Origin of the sequence: Salmonella sp. 741265073_HBA (assembly GCF_046569105.1) — a bacterium.
Classification (GTDB): domain Bacteria; phylum Pseudomonadota; class Gammaproteobacteria; order Enterobacterales; family Enterobacteriaceae; genus Salmonella; species Salmonella enterica.
The window spans coordinates 1-19642 of sequence record NZ_JBKFRY010000002.1 but is presented as its reverse complement, the minus strand read 5'-3'; the positions used below and the strand labels follow the sequence as shown (position 1 = coordinate 19642).

General features: G+C 54.0%; 17 protein-coding genes, 2 tRNA genes and 2 rRNA genes. 10 read left to right on the top strand and 11 right to left on the bottom strand.

Annotated elements, in window-relative coordinates; genetic code table 11:
• Nucleotides 1–79: 79 nt before the first annotated feature.
• A complete protein-coding gene (gene tssH / locus ACLD3P_RS02620; protein ID WP_411006641.1) occupies nt 80–2743 on the bottom strand; it encodes a type VI secretion system ATPase TssH in 2664 nt (887 codons plus the stop codon).
• 367 nt (nt 2744–3110) lie between these two features.
• Here tssH and tagK point away from each other — a divergent pair, with 367 nt between their 5' ends.
• Genes tagK through ACLD3P_RS02590 form a run of 6 tightly spaced genes read left to right on the top strand, consistent with a single transcriptional unit; the run spans nt 3111 to nt 9266 of the window.
• The gene (gene tagK, locus ACLD3P_RS02615; RefSeq protein ID WP_411006642.1) at nt 3111–4013 is read left to right on the top strand and encodes a type VI secretion system-associated protein TagK; all 903 of its coding nucleotides are present in this window, start codon (nt 3111–3113) and stop codon (nt 4011–4013) included.
• Entirely contained in the window at nt 4000–4824 is an 825-nt protein-coding gene (locus tag ACLD3P_RS02610; protein WP_001642663.1) for a type VI secretion system accessory protein TagJ, read from the top strand. Before tagK ends, ACLD3P_RS02610 begins: the two co-directional genes overlap by 14 nt.
• Nucleotides 4821–5315 (top strand): type VI secretion system baseplate subunit TssE, encoded by a 495-nt coding sequence (gene tssE, locus ACLD3P_RS02605; RefSeq protein ID WP_000108007.1) that lies wholly within the window; start codon nt 4821–4823, stop codon nt 5313–5315. Before ACLD3P_RS02610 ends, tssE begins: the two co-directional genes overlap by 4 nt.
• Nucleotides 5316–5330: 15 nt before the next feature.
• A complete protein-coding gene (gene tssF, locus ACLD3P_RS02600; RefSeq protein ID WP_076934792.1) occupies nt 5331–7214 on the top strand; it encodes a type VI secretion system baseplate subunit TssF in 1884 nt (627 codons plus the stop codon).
• On the top strand, nt 7211–8206 hold the full coding sequence (gene tssG, locus ACLD3P_RS02595) for a type VI secretion system baseplate subunit TssG (RefSeq protein ID WP_024797308.1): 996 nt from the start codon (nt 7211–7213) through the stop codon (nt 8204–8206). Before tssF ends, tssG begins: the two co-directional genes overlap by 4 nt.
• Before the next feature lie 10 nt (nt 8207–8216).
• Nucleotides 8217–9266: an ImpA family type VI secretion system protein gene (locus ACLD3P_RS02590; protein ID WP_024797307.1), complete on the top strand. Its 1050-nt coding sequence runs from the start codon at nt 8217–8219 to the stop codon at nt 9264–9266.
• A 319-nt stretch (nt 9267–9585) separates the two neighbouring features.
• Here ACLD3P_RS02590 and ACLD3P_RS02585 read toward each other — a convergent pair.
• Nucleotides 9586–9662 (bottom strand) — tRNA-Asp (locus ACLD3P_RS02585).
• 133 nt (nt 9663–9795) lie between these two features.
• Nucleotides 9796–10527, bottom strand: a complete 732-nt coding sequence (gene dnaQ / locus ACLD3P_RS02580; protein WP_001562201.1) for a DNA polymerase III subunit epsilon — start codon at nt 10525–10527, stop codon at nt 9796–9798.
• A 63-nt stretch (nt 10528–10590) separates the two neighbouring features.
• On the opposite strand from dnaQ, the gene rnhA reads away from it, so the two are divergent.
• Nucleotides 10591–11058 (top strand): ribonuclease HI, encoded by a 468-nt coding sequence (gene rnhA, locus ACLD3P_RS02575; RefSeq protein ID WP_000917872.1) that lies wholly within the window; start codon nt 10591–10593, stop codon nt 11056–11058.
• On the opposite strand, the gene ACLD3P_RS02570 is transcribed toward rnhA, so the two are convergent.
• Complete coding sequence (locus ACLD3P_RS02570) at nt 11055–11777, bottom strand: class I SAM-dependent methyltransferase (RefSeq protein WP_000801238.1); 723 nt, start codon at nt 11775–11777, stop codon at nt 11055–11057. The genes rnhA and ACLD3P_RS02570 overlap by 4 nt on opposite strands.
• Nucleotides 11778–11811: 34 nt before the next feature.
• On the opposite strand from ACLD3P_RS02570, the gene gloB reads away from it, so the two are divergent.
• Together gloB and mltD are read left to right on the top strand one after the other, a co-directional pair.
• Entirely contained in the window at nt 11812–12567 is a 756-nt protein-coding gene (gene gloB / locus ACLD3P_RS02565) for a hydroxyacylglutathione hydrolase (RefSeq protein WP_411006643.1), read from the top strand.
• 71 nt (nt 12568–12638) lie between these two features.
• Nucleotides 12639–14006: a murein transglycosylase D gene (gene mltD, locus ACLD3P_RS02560; protein ID WP_131046286.1), complete on the top strand. Its 1368-nt coding sequence runs from the start codon at nt 12639–12641 to the stop codon at nt 14004–14006.
• 55 nt (nt 14007–14061) lie between these two features.
• Here mltD and ACLD3P_RS02555 read toward each other — a convergent pair whose 3' ends face one another.
• The 3 genes from ACLD3P_RS02555 to ACLD3P_RS02545 all read right to left on the bottom strand — a co-directional run bounded on the left by ACLD3P_RS02555 (nt 14062) and on the right by ACLD3P_RS02545 (nt 17017).
• Nucleotides 14062–14832 (bottom strand): class I SAM-dependent methyltransferase, encoded by a 771-nt coding sequence (locus tag ACLD3P_RS02555; protein ID WP_000207219.1) that lies wholly within the window; start codon nt 14830–14832, stop codon nt 14062–14064.
• Nucleotides 14833–14909: 77 nt separating this feature from the next.
• Nucleotides 14910–15710, bottom strand: a complete 801-nt coding sequence (locus tag ACLD3P_RS02550) for an endonuclease/exonuclease/phosphatase family protein (protein ID WP_001230970.1) — start codon at nt 15708–15710, stop codon at nt 14910–14912.
• A 131-nt stretch (nt 15711–15841) separates the two neighbouring features.
• Nucleotides 15842–17017: an MFS transporter gene (locus ACLD3P_RS02545; RefSeq protein WP_131046288.1), complete on the bottom strand. Its 1176-nt coding sequence runs from the start codon at nt 17015–17017 to the stop codon at nt 15842–15844.
• A gap of 104 nt (nt 17018–17121) precedes the next feature.
• Between ACLD3P_RS02545 and yafC the strand changes: the two genes are divergently transcribed.
• Entirely contained in the window at nt 17122–18036 is a 915-nt protein-coding gene (yafC, locus tag ACLD3P_RS02540) for a DNA-binding transcriptional regulator YafC (RefSeq protein WP_024797302.1), read from the top strand.
• 21 nt (nt 18037–18057) lie between these two features.
• On the opposite strand, the gene dkgB is transcribed toward yafC, so the two are convergent.
• From dkgB to ACLD3P_RS02520, 4 genes are all read right to left on the bottom strand, one after another.
• Nucleotides 18058–18861, bottom strand: coding sequence for a 2,5-didehydrogluconate reductase DkgB (gene dkgB, locus ACLD3P_RS02535; protein ID WP_411006644.1), 804 nt, complete (start codon nt 18859–18861; stop codon nt 18058–18060).
• Nucleotides 18862–19025: 164 nt separating this feature from the next.
• A tRNA-Asp gene (locus ACLD3P_RS02530) sits at nt 19026–19102 on the bottom strand.
• A gap of 53 nt (nt 19103–19155) precedes the next feature.
• Nucleotides 19156–19271 (bottom strand): 5S ribosomal RNA (rrf, locus tag ACLD3P_RS02525).
• 201 nt (nt 19272–19472) lie between these two features.
• A 23S ribosomal RNA gene (locus ACLD3P_RS02520) occupies nt 19473–19642 on the bottom strand; the annotation flags it as partial.

Sequence of the window (19642 nt, the reverse complement as noted above, 5' to 3'; positions counted from 1 at the left end):
TGCCCATCAATTGACCAGTGGGGTTTATCTGTATTTCCGCCGACAAACTTAGTCACGCCATAAACCCACTGCGCACCACTTAACTCTTTTGGCATATTCCCTCCTGCGAGGTTGTCTCAAAAACAATCTGCTCATCACCATTAACGCCGATATCAATTTGCCTGATAGCGGCTTTTTCCGTCATGGCCTGCAACCAGTAGCGCGACAGTTGCGGCAGGATGTGCTGTTCGATGTAGCCAATCAGCAACCGCGCGCCCGTTTCATGCATTGGACAGCACGCCACAATATGTGCGACCAGTTCCTCGCTATACGTCAGCGTCACGCCGTGCTGTTCACCCATCCGCGCCACCAGCCGGTCAAGGTGCAGACGGGCAATCACGCCACGCGACGTTTCATCCAGCGGCAGGTAAGGGATCACCGTCACGCGGCCCAGAAATGCCGCCGGGAAATGCTTGCGCAATTCCGGCATTAGCGCCTCTTTAAGCCCCGTAGCATCGGGCATTAAGGCCGGATCTTCACACATCTGGCTGATGAGGTCGGAACCCACGTTGGTGGTGAGTAGTAGCGTGGTGTTTTTGAAATCGACATGTGTTCCCTCACCGTCCTCCATGCCCCCTTTATCAAACACCTGATAGAAGAGTTCGTGGACGTCATGGTGCGCTTTTTCGATCTCGTCGAGCAGCACTACGCTCCAGGGGTGGCGACGCACCGCTTCCGTCAGCACACCACCCTCGCCATAGCCCACATAGCCGGGCGGCGCGCCTTTCAGTGTGGAAACGGTGTGAGCCTCCTGGAACTCGCTCATATTGATGGTTACCAGGTTTTGCTCACCGCCGTAGATAGCCTCCGCCAGCGCCAGCGCGGTTTCGGTTTTACCGACACCGGACGGCCCGGCCAGCATAAACACGCCCACCGGTTTGCGTGGATCGCCCAGTCCCGCCCTGGCGGTCTGAATACGTTCACCAATCTGCGCCAGCGCGCCGTCTTGCCCGGTAACGCGTTGCGCCAGTCGGGCAGGCAGTTCCAGCACCTGGCTGGCCTCATCTTTCACCATGCGCCCGGCAGGAATACCGGTCCAGTCGGCGACAATCGCCGCGACCACCGCCGCGCTGACTTCCGGGAACACCACCGGCGCGTCACCCTGCCACTCCCTTAGCGCCGTTTCGGCCTGTTGCAGCGTGGTTTTGTCATCAGCATCAGACTCTGCGAGACGCAGTTTCTGCAACGTATGTACCAGTTCCAGCTCCCGCTGCCAGCGGGATTCGGATGCAGTCAGTTCATCGTTGAGCGAGAAAATTCGCGCCGTCAGCGCATCGCGCCGCTCATCTGACTGAATCCCCATTTTTTCCTGCTTCTGCAACAGCGACCGTTCCATTTCCGCCGCTTTTAGCTGCTGGCGCAGGAACTGTACGCTGGCAGGCGGCGTGTGCAGCGTCAGCGCCACGCGGGCCGCGGCGGTATCCAGCAGGCTGATGGCCTTATCCGGCAACTGCCGGGCGGGAATGTAGCGGTGAGAAAGCTGTACCGCCGCACGTACCGCCTCATCCAGAATCAGTACGTTATGGTGTTTTTCCAGCGTATCCACCAGACCACGCACCATTTCCATTGCGGGGATCTCTTCCGGTTCGGCAATCTGCAACACCTGAAAACGCCGGGTCAGCGCCGGATCTTTCTCAATATGGCGCTTGTATTCGCTCCAGGTGGTGGCGCCGATAGTCCGCAGGGTGCCGCGCGCCAGCGCCGGTTTCAGCAGGTTAGCGGCATCGCCCGTGCCGGATGCGCCGCCCGCGCCCACCAGAGTGTGAACTTCATCAACAAACAGAATAACCGGCTGCGGCGAGCGCCCGGCCTCTTCCAGTAACCCTTTCAGACGCGATTCAAACTCGCCTTTCATGCTGGCTCCGGCCAACAGAGCGCCAACGTCCAGCGCCAGCAGCCGTACTTCCCGCAGCGCGGGCGGCACTTCCCCCTGCGCAATCGCCAGGGCAAAACCTTCGACGACCGCCGTTTTCCCGACGCCCGCCTCACCAGTCAGTAGTGGATTATTCTGGCGACGGCGCAGCAGAATATCCGTCATGGTGCGGATTTCATGCTCACGCCCCGTCACCGGGTCGATTTTGCCGTCGCGCGCCAGTGCCGTCATGTCCTGACAGTATTTTGCCAGCGCGGATTTACCATCCTGCCCGCCGTTGGGAATCGCCTGACTGCTTTCACCGGGAATGGCTGATGCCAGGCCGGAGCCGTCGTAAGGGCGCTCCTGCGCTTCCGGCGATGTTTCGATCAACGAGGGCAGTATTTCCGTCAGTTCATCAACCGGAAGCGTGGCCAGCGGCGCGCAGATACTGCTCAGTACCCGACGCAGTTCTGGCGTGGTCAACAAGGCCAGCAGCAACCAGCCGCTGCGAATTTTGTTATCGCCGTAACGGACGCTCGCCAGCATCCAGGCCTTTTCAACGCTGAGATCGATATGGTGAGAAAAATCACTAATGGCGCTGGCCCCGGCGGGCAGCATATCCAGTTGCCGGAGTAACGCTTTCTCCACATCAGAAAGAGGGATCTGGTAATGCCGAAGAACGTGGAGAATATCGTTATCGGGCTGCTGTGTTAACTGGTGCAGCCAGTGAGTCAGCTCAACCCAGGGATTAGAGCGTAGTTTGCAAAATGCCGTTGCCGATTCCAGCGACCGGAATAGTGGGCCGGCCAGTTTTCCATACAACGCACTGCGTGAAACAGGAGTTTCCATGTGTTATGCCTTGTGACATAAAAATTCATAAAAATAATGCATCAATGCATATAAATATATAAACAATTCTTTATTGATAGCCTCGAAAAAATATCGAAACAAAACAATGATACAGATCAGGGACTAATTAGCAACTAAGCCGTTAATATTAAATAATCAATGAGCAGCAAGATAAAAATCGCAATTGCAGAATTAAAAGAAATAATATTTCAAAAAAGACATCTATGCATACAACAATTCATTCACGACGAAAATAATAAAAAGGGTGTCATCAATAATGACTCCCTATGAATTTAGTTAAAATTATTTATGAATTAAAACTCCCTAAACGTTTCCTCCAGAAAAATAAATACATTTAAGGGACATAATGAAACAAGACATGTGGGAATTACGGAAAATACAGTCGCAGGGTATAACGGATAACGCACAGTATCCCGCTGGGACATACATCGTATTTACTACCGCCGCCCCCTACATTCCGCTTTTTGAGCAACATGGGAAAGACGATATCGCGCTCAGTCTTGTTCGCCACGAAGAGGCGTGGTGGATTGTTAATCACTCGGATGAACTGTGCTGTGCCGTCAATGAGCAGGTGATGGAACCTCATCACCGTATGCGGCTGAATGATGGAGATACGATTGAATGGGGTCTGTCATCCTGGTGCCTTGCCCGCACCAATGATGAGTCCCGTCCCGATGTTTCGTTTCCTCAGTTGGTTCAGTCATCTGAATCCGTTGCTGAGTACCTGGATCTGGACTGGTTTAAACAACAACAGCTCAATCCGCAGAACCCGTTCGATATTATTCCCGTCCGGGAAACCGCGCCCTCTTACACCGGCCATGAAGCGGATAGCACGCTACACCAGCTTTACCAGGAATATCAGCAGGCATTGCGGCCCTCCGGGCAGGAAAAGCCCCTCCGTGATAAACCGTTTCCCCGAAATGAAGACGCTGTCACCCAGGATTTGACGTCGTTATACGATAAAAAGGGCGACACCGACACGTTACAGGATATGGTGGCAGGCGCGCCCGGTATTGATGCCATTCTGGATACGCTGGACACGACCGGTGAGGGTGAAATGCACTGGCTGGCGATGGAATCAATGCCCGATATCCTGCAACTGCTCTCGCCGGAACAGGCGGGGAAAACCGCACATAGCGAGATACTGCCCGATCTGACCCGCCGCGAGCATCGTATTATTGGCATCGACAGCCACTACCGAATCACTCCGACACAGAAAAATGGAAATACCGCCCATGAAAAAAACTGACACGCTTCCTGCTACCCTGTCCGCGCTGCTACAGGAATACTCTATTGCAGAGGGAATTCAGATGGCGGAGCAGCAGGTTCGGGAAAATCCGGCGAAAGCGCTCTGCCGCCACAGCCTGTTTCAGTTGCTGTGTGTGGCCGGAGACTGGTCGCGGGCGCTACACCAACTTCAGCTATGCGCCAGGATGGAGGCTAATTATACCCAGGAGGCCCGGCTGTACCGGGAGCTGGTTCGCTGCGAAATGTTCCGCCGCACCGTTTTTCAGGGTGAACAACGACCCGGTTTCCTTCTGCCGCAGCCCGTTTGGGTGGAGTCACTGCTGGCGGCACTCGCCTGTCATGACGATACCGGTGAGGTTGATAAACACCGTAATACCGCACTGGAAGCCATAACAGACACGGGCGGGCAGTGGAACGGCGGCGCGTTTGACTGGGCGAGCGACAGCGATTCCCGCCTTGGCCCGGTACTTGAGCTGGTCACCGGCGGCGTGTATATCTGGCTACCGTTTTCGCAAATACGCTCGCTGGAATCGCCGCAACCGACGCGCCTGACCGATCTGCTGTGGAAACCCATTAATATCACCCTGATGAATGGCGATACGCACGGTGCCTGGCTTTTTACCCGTTACAGCGGTTCGGAAAGTGCATCTGACGCCCTGCGTCTGTGCCGGGAAACCGCCTGGCAGGACGGTCCCGGCGAAACCACCGTGCGGGCGCTGGGGCAGAAAGTCTGGCTGACCAGCCACGGCGATATCAGCCTGCTGGACATGGCCCATTGTACCTTTCATGCTCAGGAAAACGATGGCGCATGAGCACGTCTCGTTTTACACCCGCTAACCACCTGCTGCCCACCCTATTTGATCGGCTGTGTGACAATGCTCCGTATCAGAAAATTGACCGGGATATCAGCGTCACGCCGGTACAACTGAAGGAGATCATTCGTCGGGATCTCTCCTTTTTGCTCAATACCATTAGCCACGAGGGTGACATCGACGCCCGGCGCTATCCGCAGGCGGCGGCGTCAGTGCTCAACTATGGCCTGCCGCCGCTGGCGGGCAGCTTTATGTATGAGCATAAGTGGGACGATATCAGCGAGGCGATCCGGCGCGCCATTATTCGTTTCGAACCCCGGCTGAACGCCGCCACACTCAGGGTCACGCCATTGCTCGATAAAACCCGGCAGGGTAGCTATAACACGCTACAGTTTGAAATTCGCGGACAAATTCTGACGCAGCCGTATCCCACGGAGTTTCTGGTACGCAGCGCGCTGGATATGGAGCTGAGCCGCATTACGTTCTTTTAATACAGGGCATTATTCATGGATCCACGGCTACTGGAGTATTACAACCGCGAACTGAGCTACCTGCGGGAGACCGGTGCTGAGTTCGCCACCCTCCATCCCAAAATTGCCGCCCGGCTGGGGATGCAGGGAACCGATATTGCCGACCCGTATGTGGAACGCATGATCGAGGCATTCAGCTTTCTGAGCGCCCGTACTCAGCTAAAAATTGACGCCGAGTTTCCCCGCTTCACACAGCGGTTACTGGAAGTCGTCAGCCCCAATTACGTCACCCCCACGCCATCGATGGCAGTGGTAAAGCTGTATCCCGATACGCAGGAAGGCGACCTGGCGAAAGGGGTCACCGTGCCGCGCGATACCGCGTTCATTTCCCCCATCCCGGAAGGCGAAAATACCGCCTGCCAGTTTCGCAGCAGCCAGGACGTCACGCTGTGGCCGCTGTCCATTGAGGAGGTACGCCTGACCGCCGCGCCGCCGGATATGCCCGCCCTGCACCGCTATCTGCCGCCTAATATTCATGTCGCCGGGGCATTGCGCATCACCCTGCGAACCTTCGGGGAACTGACTTTCAGCGAGCTGGCCGGTCCGGCACGGCTGCCCTTTTACCTCTGCGGCGAAGAACGCATTGCGTCACACCTGTTTGAGCTGCTGCATACCAGCGCCGTCGCCACACTGGCCGGAGAACCCGGTCACTTTGACGGCGAACTGAATGTGAATCTTCAACACCCGGTGGCGCACGAAGGGCTGGAGCCAGGGCAGGGGCTGCTGCCGCTCGCCTGGAACGTGTTTCACGGCCATAATCTGCTGCATGAATTTTTCGCCTGTCCGGAACGGTTTTACTTCTTCACCCCGACCGGATTGTCTGCCGGTCTACAAAAGGTGCAGGGCAATGTGGCGGAAATTGTCATACTGCTTAACCGCCTGCCGCCGGACTGGCTGATTCATCAGACGGACGCTGCACAGTTCAGCCTGTTCTGTACGCCTGTGATCAACCTGTTTCCTCGCACTACCACCCGGATTGAAGTCACTCACAGCGTGACGGAACAGCATCTGGTGGTAGATCGTACCCGTCCGCTGGATTACGAGGTGTTTTCTGTTCAGGAAGTCGAAGGCCTGGAAGCGGAAACCACACGGAAGATGATTTTTCGTCCGCTGTATCACACCCGTAATAATGACGAAGGCAACCACGGGCGTTATTTTTCACTGCGTCGTGAGCCGCGCCGCTCGTCAGAAAACGCCCGCCGCTATGGCACCCGAACCCCCTATACCGGCTCGGAAGTCTTCCTGTCGCTGGTTGATCAGCATGAAGCGCCCTACCCGGAAAATCTGCGCCATATCACCGTCACGGCAATGGTGACTAACCGCGATCTGCCCTGCCTTATTCCACGTAATGGCCGGGATGATCTGACCGTAGATGCGGCGATTCCGGTGGCGGGCGTGGGTCTTATCAGACCGCCGCGCCCGCCGCAGCCGCCGCTGGCTGAACGCGAAATGGCCTGGCGGCTGATCCGGCAGTTGTCGTTTAATTATCTGCCGCTGGCCGATCTGGATCACCGCACCGGCGGCCAGGCGCTGCGCGATCTGCTGAATCTGTTTATTCCGGCTCACGACAGCCCGCAGTCGCGCCAGGTGCGCAGCCTGATTGGCTGCAAAACCACCCCGGTGACCCGCCGCCTGCCCGGCTCCGGCCTGTTGGTCTATGGCCGGGGCGTCAGTTGCGAACTGACCGTGGACGAAGAAGGGTTTTCCGGTATCAGTCCTTACCTGTTCGGTCTGGTGCTGGAACACTATATTGCCCGCCATGTTTCCATTAATACCTTCTCGCAGATGACGCTGCACTCGATGCAACGCGGGCATGTCATGACCTGGCCGGTCAGAACCGGGCAACGGGGGAGCGTATGACCGGCGCTCTCGACCAGGCGCAGAAAACCCCCTGGCGTTACGGATTCCTGAACCTGATGCGGCGCGTGGATGCCCAGCTCTGTGATACTCCGGCAGGCAGTATCTGGCAGCCACGGATGGAAAAATTCCGTCTGGGACAGACGCCGACGATGACCTTTGCGCCACGGGAAATCGCCCAGGTCAGCTGGCAGGATGGACGCCTGCACCTGAGCCTGTACAGCCTCGGACTATGGGGGCCAAACGGCCCGTTGCCTCTGCACTATACCGAGCTGGCACTGAACCGCTCAGAGAGCCGTCACGATCCGACGCTGGTTCATTTTTCCAATATTTTTCACCACCGCTGGCTGACGCAGTTCTGGCAGGCATGGCGCAGCGCCCAGTCCGCTGGTGGCGGGCTGGACAAACCGGAACACGACCGTTTTGCGTTTTATATCGCCAGTCTCAGCGGGCAGGATCTACGGGAAAGCGCCGAAAGCCCGCTGTCAGATCATGTTCGCCTGGCGGCCTCCGCCCATCTGGTACGCGAATCGCGCAATCCTGACGGGCTGGCCGCCACGCTGGCGCACTATTTCAGCGTGCCTTTTGCGGTAAAAGAGTTCGCCCTGCACTGGATAACGGTGGCGGACGATGAAATCACCCATCTGGGCACGCCCGCGCAGTCCTCGGTGCTGGGCAACGGGGCGCTTATCGGCCAGGCCGTACCGGATATGCAGTACAAATTCCGGCTAATTATCGGCCCGCTCACGCTGGAGGATTACCTGCGTTTTCTGCCCGGCGGCAACAATCTGCCCGTGCTGACAGAACTGGTGCGTACGTTCATCGGTTTTGAATATTGCTGGGAAATTGAGCTGCAGTTGAAGCCCCATGCCGCACCGCCTGCGGTGATCGGCGGCGCGCAGCGGCTTGGCTGGACGGCCTGGGCAGGTAAAGCGATGCATGACCGTCCGGTGACCGGCATGATTTTTGAACCTGAACACGGCTTAACCCACTGAGAGTAATGATATGGATATGTGCCTGACTAAACCAGTAAGCGCGGAACAACCCTGCGGCCCCGATCCGGAGTACGATCCGGAGTACCTGCTGCTGTTCAGCCGCGCCGCCCCCCAGGCGGAGGCGCAATATGGTGATTTTGTCAGTACGCCGGAAGCCGTGAACTGGCCGGAAATTGAGCGTGATGCGCGCCGTCTGCTCACGCGCAGTAAGGATATCCGGGTGTTGATCCTGCTGCTGCGCAGTCGCATCCAGCAGGCTGGCGCACAGGGACTGGCGGAAATGCTCACGCAACTGGCAGAACTGAGCGTAATCTGGTCTGATGCACTCCATCCGCAGCTGCTTACCGGCGAAGGCGCATCCGCAGAGTCTATTGAAGATGCGGCGCTGGCGCGCAGTAATGCCCTGGCGGCGCTGCTGGATCACGAAGGCGTGATGGCAGACATTCGCGGTATTACGCTGTCAAACAGTGCCGCCCTGCGCCTGCAGGTACGGGATGTCGAGCGCGCGTTATCCGCTCCCCGCCCGGCTGATGCGCTGGCTCCCGAATCCGTCCGCCAGCAACTGGCCGACCTCGAAGCCCGTGGGGCATTACCGCTGGCGGCGTTTCGCGAAGCGCAAGAAAGCGCAGAACGCCTGCAAGTGTGGGCGCGTGAGACATTAGGCGATCTGGCTCCAGATTTTTCACGCCTGCGGCAGTTGTTGGCGCTGCTGCCTGACGTGGTACAGACAACCACGCCGGAAATCCCTCCGTCGCCAGCGCCAGCCCCCGCAGGCACGGTTATGGATAATGCCGTTCCGGCACGGGCAGAGGATGTGCCGCCTGTCAACGCGCCCCCCGATATATCCCTCCCACACAATGCTGAACCGGGGCCAATTCGCGATCGTAATGATGCGCTGGAACGCCTGCGGTGCATTCGTCGCTGGTTTGAGAGCAGTGAACCCAGCAGCCCGACCATCCCACTGTTACGCCAGGCTGAAAGACTGGTGGGAAAACGGTTCTCGGAGGTGATCAATGAGATCCCGGTGGAGTTACTGGAGAAGTGGGATGCCCTGGAATGATGATACGCATGTCTGGCGGTTGTCCGTGATTATCTGAGTGACATCAACATTACGCAGTCTGCTTCTGCGTTGAACATGTCCCGATCCCGGTTAAGCACCGCCATGAGGCCGCGCCTTAAATGTCAGTGGGACAAAATAACCATGGCAGTGAAAGAAGTGGCGGTAATATCCTGTTCGTCATCCAGGCGTAGGCCCATTTGCGTCAGATTCCACGATAGACGGAGGAACTTCTTGAAGACGAAAAAAAACCGTATCCCTTTTACAGTGATACGGTTTTTTTACTTCACAGGATGTATAAAAACACCCTGAGATTTGTATCTGGCGGAACGGACGGGACTCGAACCCGCGACCCCCTGCGTGACAGGCAGGTATTCTAACCAACTGAACTACCGCTCCGTTATGTTCCCGCTGGGAACGAGGCGAATATTACGGTTTGCGGTGTCGCCCGTCAACGCTTTTTCTCACCTTTTGAATCAGTTGCTGCAAAAATCGCCCGAAGGATGATTTTTATAGCCTAAAAAGGAATAAATTACGCCCGCCAAAGGCAACTTCCGCCCTTTTTCTGCACCAGATCAAGCCGCGATTCATGCGCAGCCAGCTCTTCATCAGAGGCGAAAACGACCCGTAACCGGCTGGCCTGGCGAACGATTCGCTGAATGGTCTCTTCACCTTGCTGCCGTTGCGTCTCTCCTTCCATCGCAAACGTCATGGACGTTTGCCCGCCCGTCATCGCCAGATACACTTCAGCAAGGATCTGGGCATCGAGCAATGCGCCGTGCAAAGTACGTTTGCTATTATCTATCTCATAACGCGAACACAGCGCATCAAGGCTGTTACGCTTGCCGGGGAACATTTTCCGCGCCAACGCCAGGCTGTCGGTAACTTTGCAGAAAGTATTGGTTTTAGGAATATCGCGTTTAAGCAGACCAAACTCATAATCCATAAAGCCGATATCGAACGATGCGTTATGGATGACCAGCTCCGCGCCGCGGATATAATCGAGAAACTCATCGACCACATCAGCAAAAACCGGCTTATCCAGCAGAAACTCATCGGCGATGCCGTGTACGCCAAACGCTTCCGGATCCACCAGCCGATCCGGCTTCAGGTAAACGTGGAAGTTATTACCGGTCAGACGACGGTTTATCACCTCAACCGCACCGATCTCAATAATCTTGTGACCTTCATAGTGCGCGCCTATCTGGTTCATACCGGTGGTTTCGGTATCGAGGACAATCTGTCGTGTAATTGCAGTGCTCATATCGGTCATTTATGTCAGACTTGCGTTTTGTTATCGATTTCAATTACAGGAAGTCTACCAGAGATGCTTAAACAGGTAGAAATTTTCACCGATGGCTCTTGCCTGGGGAATCCAGGGCCTGGTGGTTATGGCGCTATCTTACGCTATCGCGGTCATGAAAAAACGTTTAGTGAAGGTTACACGCTGACCACCAATAACCGTATGGAACTGATGGCGGCGATCGTCGCGCTTGAAGCGTTAAAAGAACATTGCGAAGTGACATTGAGCACCGACAGCCAATATGTGCGGCAAGGAATTACCCAATGGATTCATAACTGGAAGAAACGCGGCTGGAAAACAGCGGAAAAGAAACCCGTAAAAAATGTCGATCTCTGGAAACGTCTCGATGCTGCGTTAGGCCAGCATCAGATCAAATGGGTATGGGTCAAAGGCCATGCAGGCCATCCCGAAAACGAGCGTTGTGATGAACTGGCGCGCGCCGCGGCAATGAATCCCACGCAGGAAGATAGTGGCTACCAGGCGGAAGCTTAGCCATCCGGTTTGCGATATTGCCGGGTGGCGCCAACGGTCTGGCGGATAGGGGTTTTACTTTTATTATGTCGCAGCGGATTAAGCGTAAGCGGGATGGTCCGCTTACGGGCCACAATGAGCTGTAAACAGCCCAGCGCCGGGATATGCGTATTTAAAAGCCGCCCCCCCTGCTTTTTCCAGGGTAAGACATGAAAACGGCTATAATGTAGCACTTCGAAATTGAGTAAAGACAGCCAGTCCAGTTGCCGCATAAGGGTAAACATCCGACTATTATAGGGCGGTGTTTTACGTAAAACGGGTACCAGTTTACGTAACCCCATCAAACTCAGCGGGTTAAATCCACTGATGACCAGCCAACCGTCATCAATCAATACGCGGTCGGCTTCCCGCAATAAACGGTGCGGGTCGGTACACCACGGCAAAGTATGCGCCAGCAGACAAACATCGACGGATTTATCTGCAAAAGGAAGGTGTAGCGGATCGGCCAGAACCTGCATCGGCGACCCCTGCGATGAAACATTCACCTGATGGGAGACCGCGCACGCTTCGGAATTGATTTCTGCGCTTAAATTACCGATTTTAAGCAAATGGAAACCATACATTTTTGCAAACCACGGATTGAGCTGCTGTTCCAGCGCCTCACGGTAGTAATTGCCCCAGGGCAACTCACCCCAACATCCGGGCGCAACGACAGTTTGAGAGAGCCTTGCCGGTTTCATCGCAACCTTCCGCTAATTATTTGAGAGGTAATATATGAATCTTAACAGTATTCCCGCGTTTCAGGACAATTACATCTGGGTGCTGACCAATGATGAAGGCCGCTGTGTGATTGTTGATCCCGGCGAAGCGGCCCCCGTCTTAAAGGCCATTGCTGAACATAAGTGGATGCCGGAGGCGATTTTTCTGACGCATCACCATCACGACCATGTTGGCGGAGTCAAAGAGCTGTTGCAACACTTCCCGCAAATGACGGTTTATGGACCGGCGGAAACGCAAGACAAGGGAGCAACCCATCTTGTTGGCGATGGCGATACTATTCGCGTTTTAGGCGAGAAATTTACTCTTTTTGCCACGCCGGGCCACACGTTAGGACACGTCTGTTACTTTAGCCATCCTTACTTATTCTGCGGCGACACGCTGTTCTCTGGCGGCTGTGGTAGATTGTTTGAAGGCACGCCATCACAGATGTATCAGTCACTTATGAAAATTAACTCTCTGCCTGACGACACACTCATTTGCTGCGCTCACGAATACACTTTAGCTAACATTAAGTTCGCATTGAGCATACTTCCGCACGATTCGCTCATAAATGAATATTATCGTAAAGTTAAAGAGTTACGTGTAAAAAAACAAATGACATTACCCGTTATTCTTAAAAATGAGCGTAAGATTAATCTTTTTTTAAGAACTGAAGATATTGATTTAATTAACGAAATCAACAAAGAAACAATATTGCAACAACCAGAAGCGCGTTTTGCATGGTTAAGGTCAAAGAAAGACACGTTCTGATAATTCTTACTTGTCATTCGCTAACTTCGCCGTTATGATCGGTCGTCTTTTAAGCAACTATTGACACACACATGAAGGCAAAAGCGATATTACTCGCCTCTGTCCTGCTTGTGGGGTGCCAGACGTCTCAGAACACTGGCAACGTCCAACAGCACGCACAGAGCCTTTCTGCAGCTGGTCAAGGGGAAGCAGGAAAGTTTACGAGTCAGGCACGATGGATGGACGACGGAACGTCTATCGCGCCAGATCAGGACTTGTGGGCTTTCATTGGCGACGAGCTAAAGATGGGAATTCCGGAAAACAGCCGGATTCGCGAACAGAAACAGAAGTATTTACGCAATAAGAGCTATCTCCACGATGTAACTTTACGGGCAGAGCCGTATATGTACTGGATAGCGGGGCAGGTTAAGAAACGTAACATGCCTATGGAGCTGGTACTACTACCCATAGTGGAGAGCGCTTTTGATCCTCACGCAACGTCTGGCGCCAATGCCGCAGGCATCTGGCAGATCATACCGAGCACAGGGCGCAATTATGGTTTAAAGCAGACCCGTAATTATGACGCGCGTCGCGATGTTGTAGCCTCTACGACCGCCGCGTTAGACATGATGCAGCGTCTGAACAAAATGTTTGACGGCGACTGGCTGTTAACCGTTGCAGCGTATAACAGCGGCGAAGGCCGTGTTATGCGGGCAATTAAAGCAAACAAAGCGCGTGGAAAACCGACGGATTACTGGTCGCTTTCTTTGCCCAGAGAAACGAAACTCTACGTACCTAAGATGCTGGCATTGAGTGAAATTCTCAAAAACAGCAAACGCTACGGCGTACGTCTGCCAACAACAGATGAAAGCCGAGCGCTGGCACGAGTTCGTTTAAACAGTCCAGTTGAAATGGCCCAGGTTGCGGATATGGCGGGTATGTCTATCAGCAAGCTGAAGACGTTTAATGCCGGTGTAAAAGGCTCTACCTTAGGCGTAAGCGGCCCGCAATATGTTATGGTGCCCAAAAAGCATGCCGAGCAGTTGCGTGAGTCGCTGGCTTCCGGTGAGATTGACGCCGTTCAGTCCCAACTGATCGCCGACAATACGCCGTTGAATAGCCGTAGCTATAAGGTGCGCTCTGGCGATACGCTTTCCGGTATTGCTTCGCGGCTTGGCGTAAGCACGAAGGACTTGCAGCAGTGGAACAACCTGCGTGGTTCGCGCCTGAAAATCGGGCAAAGCCTGACCGTGGGCGCTGGCAGCAGCGCACAACGACTGGCAAACAATAGCGATAGCATTACCTATCGTGTCCGTAAAGGCGATTCGCTTTCCAGTATCGCCAGACGTCACGGGGTGAATATCAAAGATGTAATGCGCTGGAACCATGATACGGACAATCTACAACCGGGTGATCAGCTTACGTTGTTTGTGAAGGACAATAGCACGCCAGACTCCTGATATTGTCCGACGAAAAAGCCAAAAGGCGCCGCTTCCCCCGGCGCCTTTTAAATTGCTATACCGCTTTATGCGCTTCCAGCATGATAGTATCGCTGCTAAACGAGCCGTCATCCTGCAACTCAAAATAACGCTTCACCTCTACCGGGGCACTCGCCTGATATAATCGAATCGCCTCAACCAACGGCGCTGGCGTACGCATCCGCGTTACCCATGAGCGAAACTCCAGCGATAAACGATCGGTTATCACGGTATTCGTTACCAGCATCGCGTTATTGACCATCGCCAGCCATTCGCCACTGGAATAGTTACGGACATGCGACGTGTCGCGTAACGCCTCCACCGTTTGCAGCCAGATATCGCGTACAGGATGTCCAGGCGACATGACATCCATGATAATCAGCACGCCACCGGGCTTTAATACACGATTAACCTCACGCAATGCCTGACCAACGTCGTGCCAGTGATGCGCGGAATAGCGGCTAATCACCACCTCAAACGATGCATCTTCAAAGGGCAGTTTTTCGGCATAGCCTTGCCGGAGAGTAATATTACTTAAATGTCTTTCTTCCGCCGCTCCAGCGACAACCTCAAGCATGCTGGCGGATAAATCGTATGCCACGACCGAGTTGGCATGTTGCGCAGCGACAAAACTCGCGTGTCCAGCCCCACATCCCATATCCAGTACGTTCGCGTGGGAAAAATCAGACAACCTTTGCGCCAGCCGCGCTAAGTCACGACCCGCTGCGTGAACGGCGCTATGTAAATAGGCGTTCGCCTGTGAACCAAACTGCTTTTCAACATTGTCATGATGGGAATGCGTTGTCATGGTAGTGCCCTTCTGTTATGAGAAAAATAGAGGGCAGCACCCGCAGAGGCCTGCCCCACGGCAGACCTGACGCACCTTTATTGCTCAGGTTTGCCGGGACTGAATTCAACGAGTAGCGGATTGTGATCGGAAGCGCGCGTCACCAGTACGGAGGCTTCATTCACGTTTAACCCACGATAAAAAACAAAATCCAGCGGTCGTCCAAACGCACGACGGCGCTGATCGTCAGTGAAACGCACCTGGCGCAGCGACATCTCACGTGCAAAGCGGTACAACGCATTCATACGTGGACGGCTCCAGGCATTAAAATCACCCGCCATAATGACAGGGCCGCTATGGTGCGCAATCTGGTCGCCGATCGGAAGTAACTGCTTACTGTATACGTCCACGCCCAGACTAAAATTTACCGCATGAACATTTACTACCATTAATAAACGGGTATCCGGCAAGGGATATACCGTCACCAGGGCTGATTTCGCCAAACGTAAAATTGGTTCTCTTTCCCGTAAAGGGCAGCAGTAAACAGGATGGGCGGCAGACAGCGTCATGACGCCAGACGGATGCTGAGGTAATACAAAAGCGGGAACCTGGTCGGCGGCAAGATAGTTAGCGGTGGCAAACTGTACCAGTTCAGGCGTCGTCTGTGCCTCCTGCAACAGGACCAGATGCGCATCTTTGCCGTAGTTCTTCAGCACCGATAACCATTCGGCTCGCTGCTGCTTGAATATATTCCACACGAGGATACGGATCCGCTCTTCACTGCTTAGCGGTTCCCCGGCGGGCAATGCCTGGCCAATACTCGCAAACGACCCTGGCGGCAAAATCCGCTCGGCGGGCTGTCCGGCAACATAGCGCATCGCATAGGTGTTTTTTCGCACTTTTGACTTTCAAACCTCTGTAACGTCAACCAGTCCTCAACCGGACTGGTTCTTCTGTTATAGGGATTTTAGCACTCACTTTCAACGAACAATTGCAGTTTGTTTTGTAAGTAGGCGCTTACATCAATAATTTACTCCAGAGCAATGCGTACAGGTTTATCAAGACGTCCGCTGACCCCCATCAGCAGGAAAGCCACCAGAACAATGAGGGCGCCAATCCACGGCGTCTGCGCCAAACCGTAATGCGCCACCGTTTGTCCGCCAATCACGGAACCCAGCGCAATACCAATGTTAAACGCCGCAATGTTCAGACCTGACGCCACATCTACCGCATTGGGCGTAAATTGTTCCGCTTTCTGTACCACATAGACCTGTAACCCCGGTACGTTACCGAAGGCAAAGACCCCCATCAACAGAATGGTAGCCAGCGCGGCATACTGCGTGGAGGCCGTCACCTGGAAAACCATCAGCAGAACAAACAGCGCGGCGAAAATGAATTTCAGCGCCGGCACGGCACCATGCTTATCCGCCAGTTTACCGCCCCAGATATTGCCGATAGCCACAGATACGCCATAACCCAGTAGGATCCAGCTTACCGCTGCCGGGGAGAATCCCGCCAGATCCTGCATCATCGGCGCCAGGAAGGTGAATGCCGTGAATACCCCGCCGTAGCCCAGCGCCGTAACGGCGTAAATCAGCAACAGACGAGGATGAGTCAGTACTTTCACCTGGTCACGAATGCTGGCGGCCGCCCGACCGGGAATATTGGCCGGGATCAACAGTTGACTACTTATCAGCGCAATCACCCCTAACAGTGATACCGCAAGGAAGGTCTCACGCCAGCCAAAATGCTGACCGATAAATGTCCCCAGCGGCACGCCCGTAACCAGAGCTACCGTTAAACCACCAAACATAATAGCGATAGCAGAAGCCGCTTTCTCTTTTGGCACCAGACTTGTCGCGATGGTAGATCCAATCGAGAAGAACACGCCGTGCGCCAGGCCCGTCAGCAGACGGGCGACGATTAATGTCATATAGCCCGGTGCCTGCCATGCCAGCAAATTCCCCGCCGTAAACAAGACCATCAGCGCGACCAGTAACTGTTTACGCGGCAGGCGTCCGGTCAGCGCGGTTAGCACCGGCGCGCCAATAGCCACACCCAGCGCATAGATTGAAACCAGCATTCCGGCGGAAGGTAACGAGATAGCCAGTTGTTGAGCAATGGTCGGCACCAGGCCGACAATCACAAACTCAGTCGTACCGATAGCGAAAGCACTTATTGTCAGTGCAAATAAAGCGAGAGGCATACATAACTCCATAACAGCAGTAATCAGATGACACGCAGTATGCCTGGATGTTTTAATGACAAAAATAGCCAAAATATCAATTTAATTTTGCTGCAGGAGCAAAAATGAAAGCCACCTCCGAAGAACTCGCAATTTTTGTCGCTGTCGTGGAAAGCGGCAGCTTCAGCCGGGCGGCAGAGCAGCTTGGACAGGCCAATTCCGCTGTCAGCCGGGCAGTTAAAAAGCTGGAGATGAAGCTCGGCGTCAGTCTGCTTAATCGTACGACCCGACAGCTGAGCCTGACTGAAGAAGGAGAGCGATACTTCAGGCGCGTGCAGCAGATACTGCAAGAAATGGCCGCCGCAGAAACGGAAATCATGGAGTCGCGTAATACCCCGCGCGGCTTACTGCGTATCGATGCGGCAACGCCGGTAATGCTGCATTTCCTGATGCCGCTGATTAAACCTTTTCGTGAACGATATCCGGAAATAACGTTGTCTCTTGTCTCCTCAGAAACGTTCATCAATCTTATTGAACGAAAAGTGGATGTTGCGATACGCGCAGGCACGTTGACAGATTCAAGTCTGCGCGCGCGTCCGTTATTTACCAGTTATCGCAAGATTATCGCTTCACCTGACTATATTGCCCGCTTTGGCAAGCCTGAGAGCGTTGAAGAGTTAAAACGGCATCTGTGCCTGGGGTTTTCTGAACCCATCTCGCTCAATACCTGGCCAATAGCCTGTAGCGATGGGCAGCTCCATGAGATCGAATGTGGGATTTCTTCCAACAGCGGGGAAACGTTAAAACAACTTTGCCTGAGCGGTAACGGCATTGCATGTCTTTCAGATTATATGATTGATAAAGAGATCGCGCGGGGAGAACTGGTGGAACTGCTGGCCGATAAACGTCTGCCGGTAGAAATGCCTTTCAGCGCCGTTTACTACAGCGATCGTGCCGTCAGTACACGGATCCGGGCATTTATCGACTTCTTAAGTGAACATATAAAAACAGCTCCCGAAGGAGCTGTGAAAGAGGGTTAAAGGGTACAAAGGGTCAGGCAATTAATCCCAGGCAGGGGCCAGACCTTCCGGACTAACCAGGCGGTCGTTGCAATCCAGTGCCGCGATCGCTGCTCTATCTTCGGCATCCAGATGCAGGTCCTGCGCCAGCAGGTTGCTTGCCAGGTTTTCACGCCTGGTGGATGAAGGGATCACGGAGTAACCTTCACCCATTGCCCATGCCAGAATAATCTGCGCCGGGGTCGCATTATGTTTAGCCGCAATGCGCGCAATCACTTCATCTTTCAGCGCCTTACCGTATGCCAGCGTCATATAAGAGGTGATGTGGATACCATGCTCGGTAGCCCAATCAACGACTTTGCGGTTTTGCAGATACGGAGATAGCTCAATCTGGTTGGTGGCGATATGGTCTGCGCCCACCGCGGCAATAGCCTTTTCCATCAACGGAATGGTGAAGTTTGAAATGCCAATTTCGCGAGTCAGCCCTTGTTTTTTAGCTTCCAGCAATGCCTGCATAAATTCTTCGACAGACACGGCATCACCCGGAGATGGCCAGTGGATCAGCGTCAGATCGACATAATCGGTACGCAGTTTTTTCAGGCTCTCTTTCAGGCTTGGGATTAGCTTGTCTTTGCTAAGGTTTTCAATCCAGATCTTGGTGGTGATGTACAGCTCATTACGCGGTACGCCGCTCTCAGCAATCGCCTGTCCAACAGCCGCTTCATTATCATAGATTTGCGCAGTGTCGACAGCACGGTAGCCCAGTTCAAGCGCCGTTTTAACAGAAGCGATAACCACGTCGTCTTTCAGGCGAAAAGTACCTAAACCGAATGCAGGGATAGTCATAGAATTCCTCTTTTTAATCACTATGTTCGTTAACTGAGGGGATTATGACCTTCAGCGCTTTGTAGAAAAAGAGCGAGAAATGCAGAGGATTTTTGCGAATTGAGCAATAATTAAATCGCAGGCAAAGAAAAAGCCCTGAGCTAATGCTCAGGGCTCTTAATAAGTGGCGGAACGGACGGGACTCGAACCCGCGACCCCCTGCGTGACAGGCAGGTATTCTAACCAACTGAACTACCGCTCCACCGAATTCTTTTACAACCACCGGTTTATGACCGGCTTACTGCTTAATTTGATGCCTGGCAGTTCCCTACTCTCGCATGGGGAGACCCCACACTACCATCGGCGCTACGGCGTTTCACTTCTGAGTTCGGCATGGGGTCAGGTGGGACCACCGCGCTAGTGCCGCCAGGCAAATTCTGTTGCCGGAAACGAATCTTTTACACCGATGCTGCGTTGGCTGCATTCGCAAAGTCAGTCACATACTTCAGTATGCTCCTTCCTTTCCTTCATTTGCCGCCTTGCCTCAGCGTAAAATCTTTCGTTCCCGAAAATCCGGAATCAGTGCTGAAAATCGTTCGTCTTCTCAACCGCCAAAACATCTTCGGCGTTGTAAGGTTAAGCCTCACGGTTCATTAGTACCGGTTAGCTCAACGCATCGCTGCGCTTACACACCCGGCCTATCAACGTCGTCGTCTTCAACGTTCCTTCAGGAGACTCTAAGTCTCAGGGAGAACTCATCTCGGGGCAAGTTTCGTGCTTAGATGCTTTCAGCACTTATCTC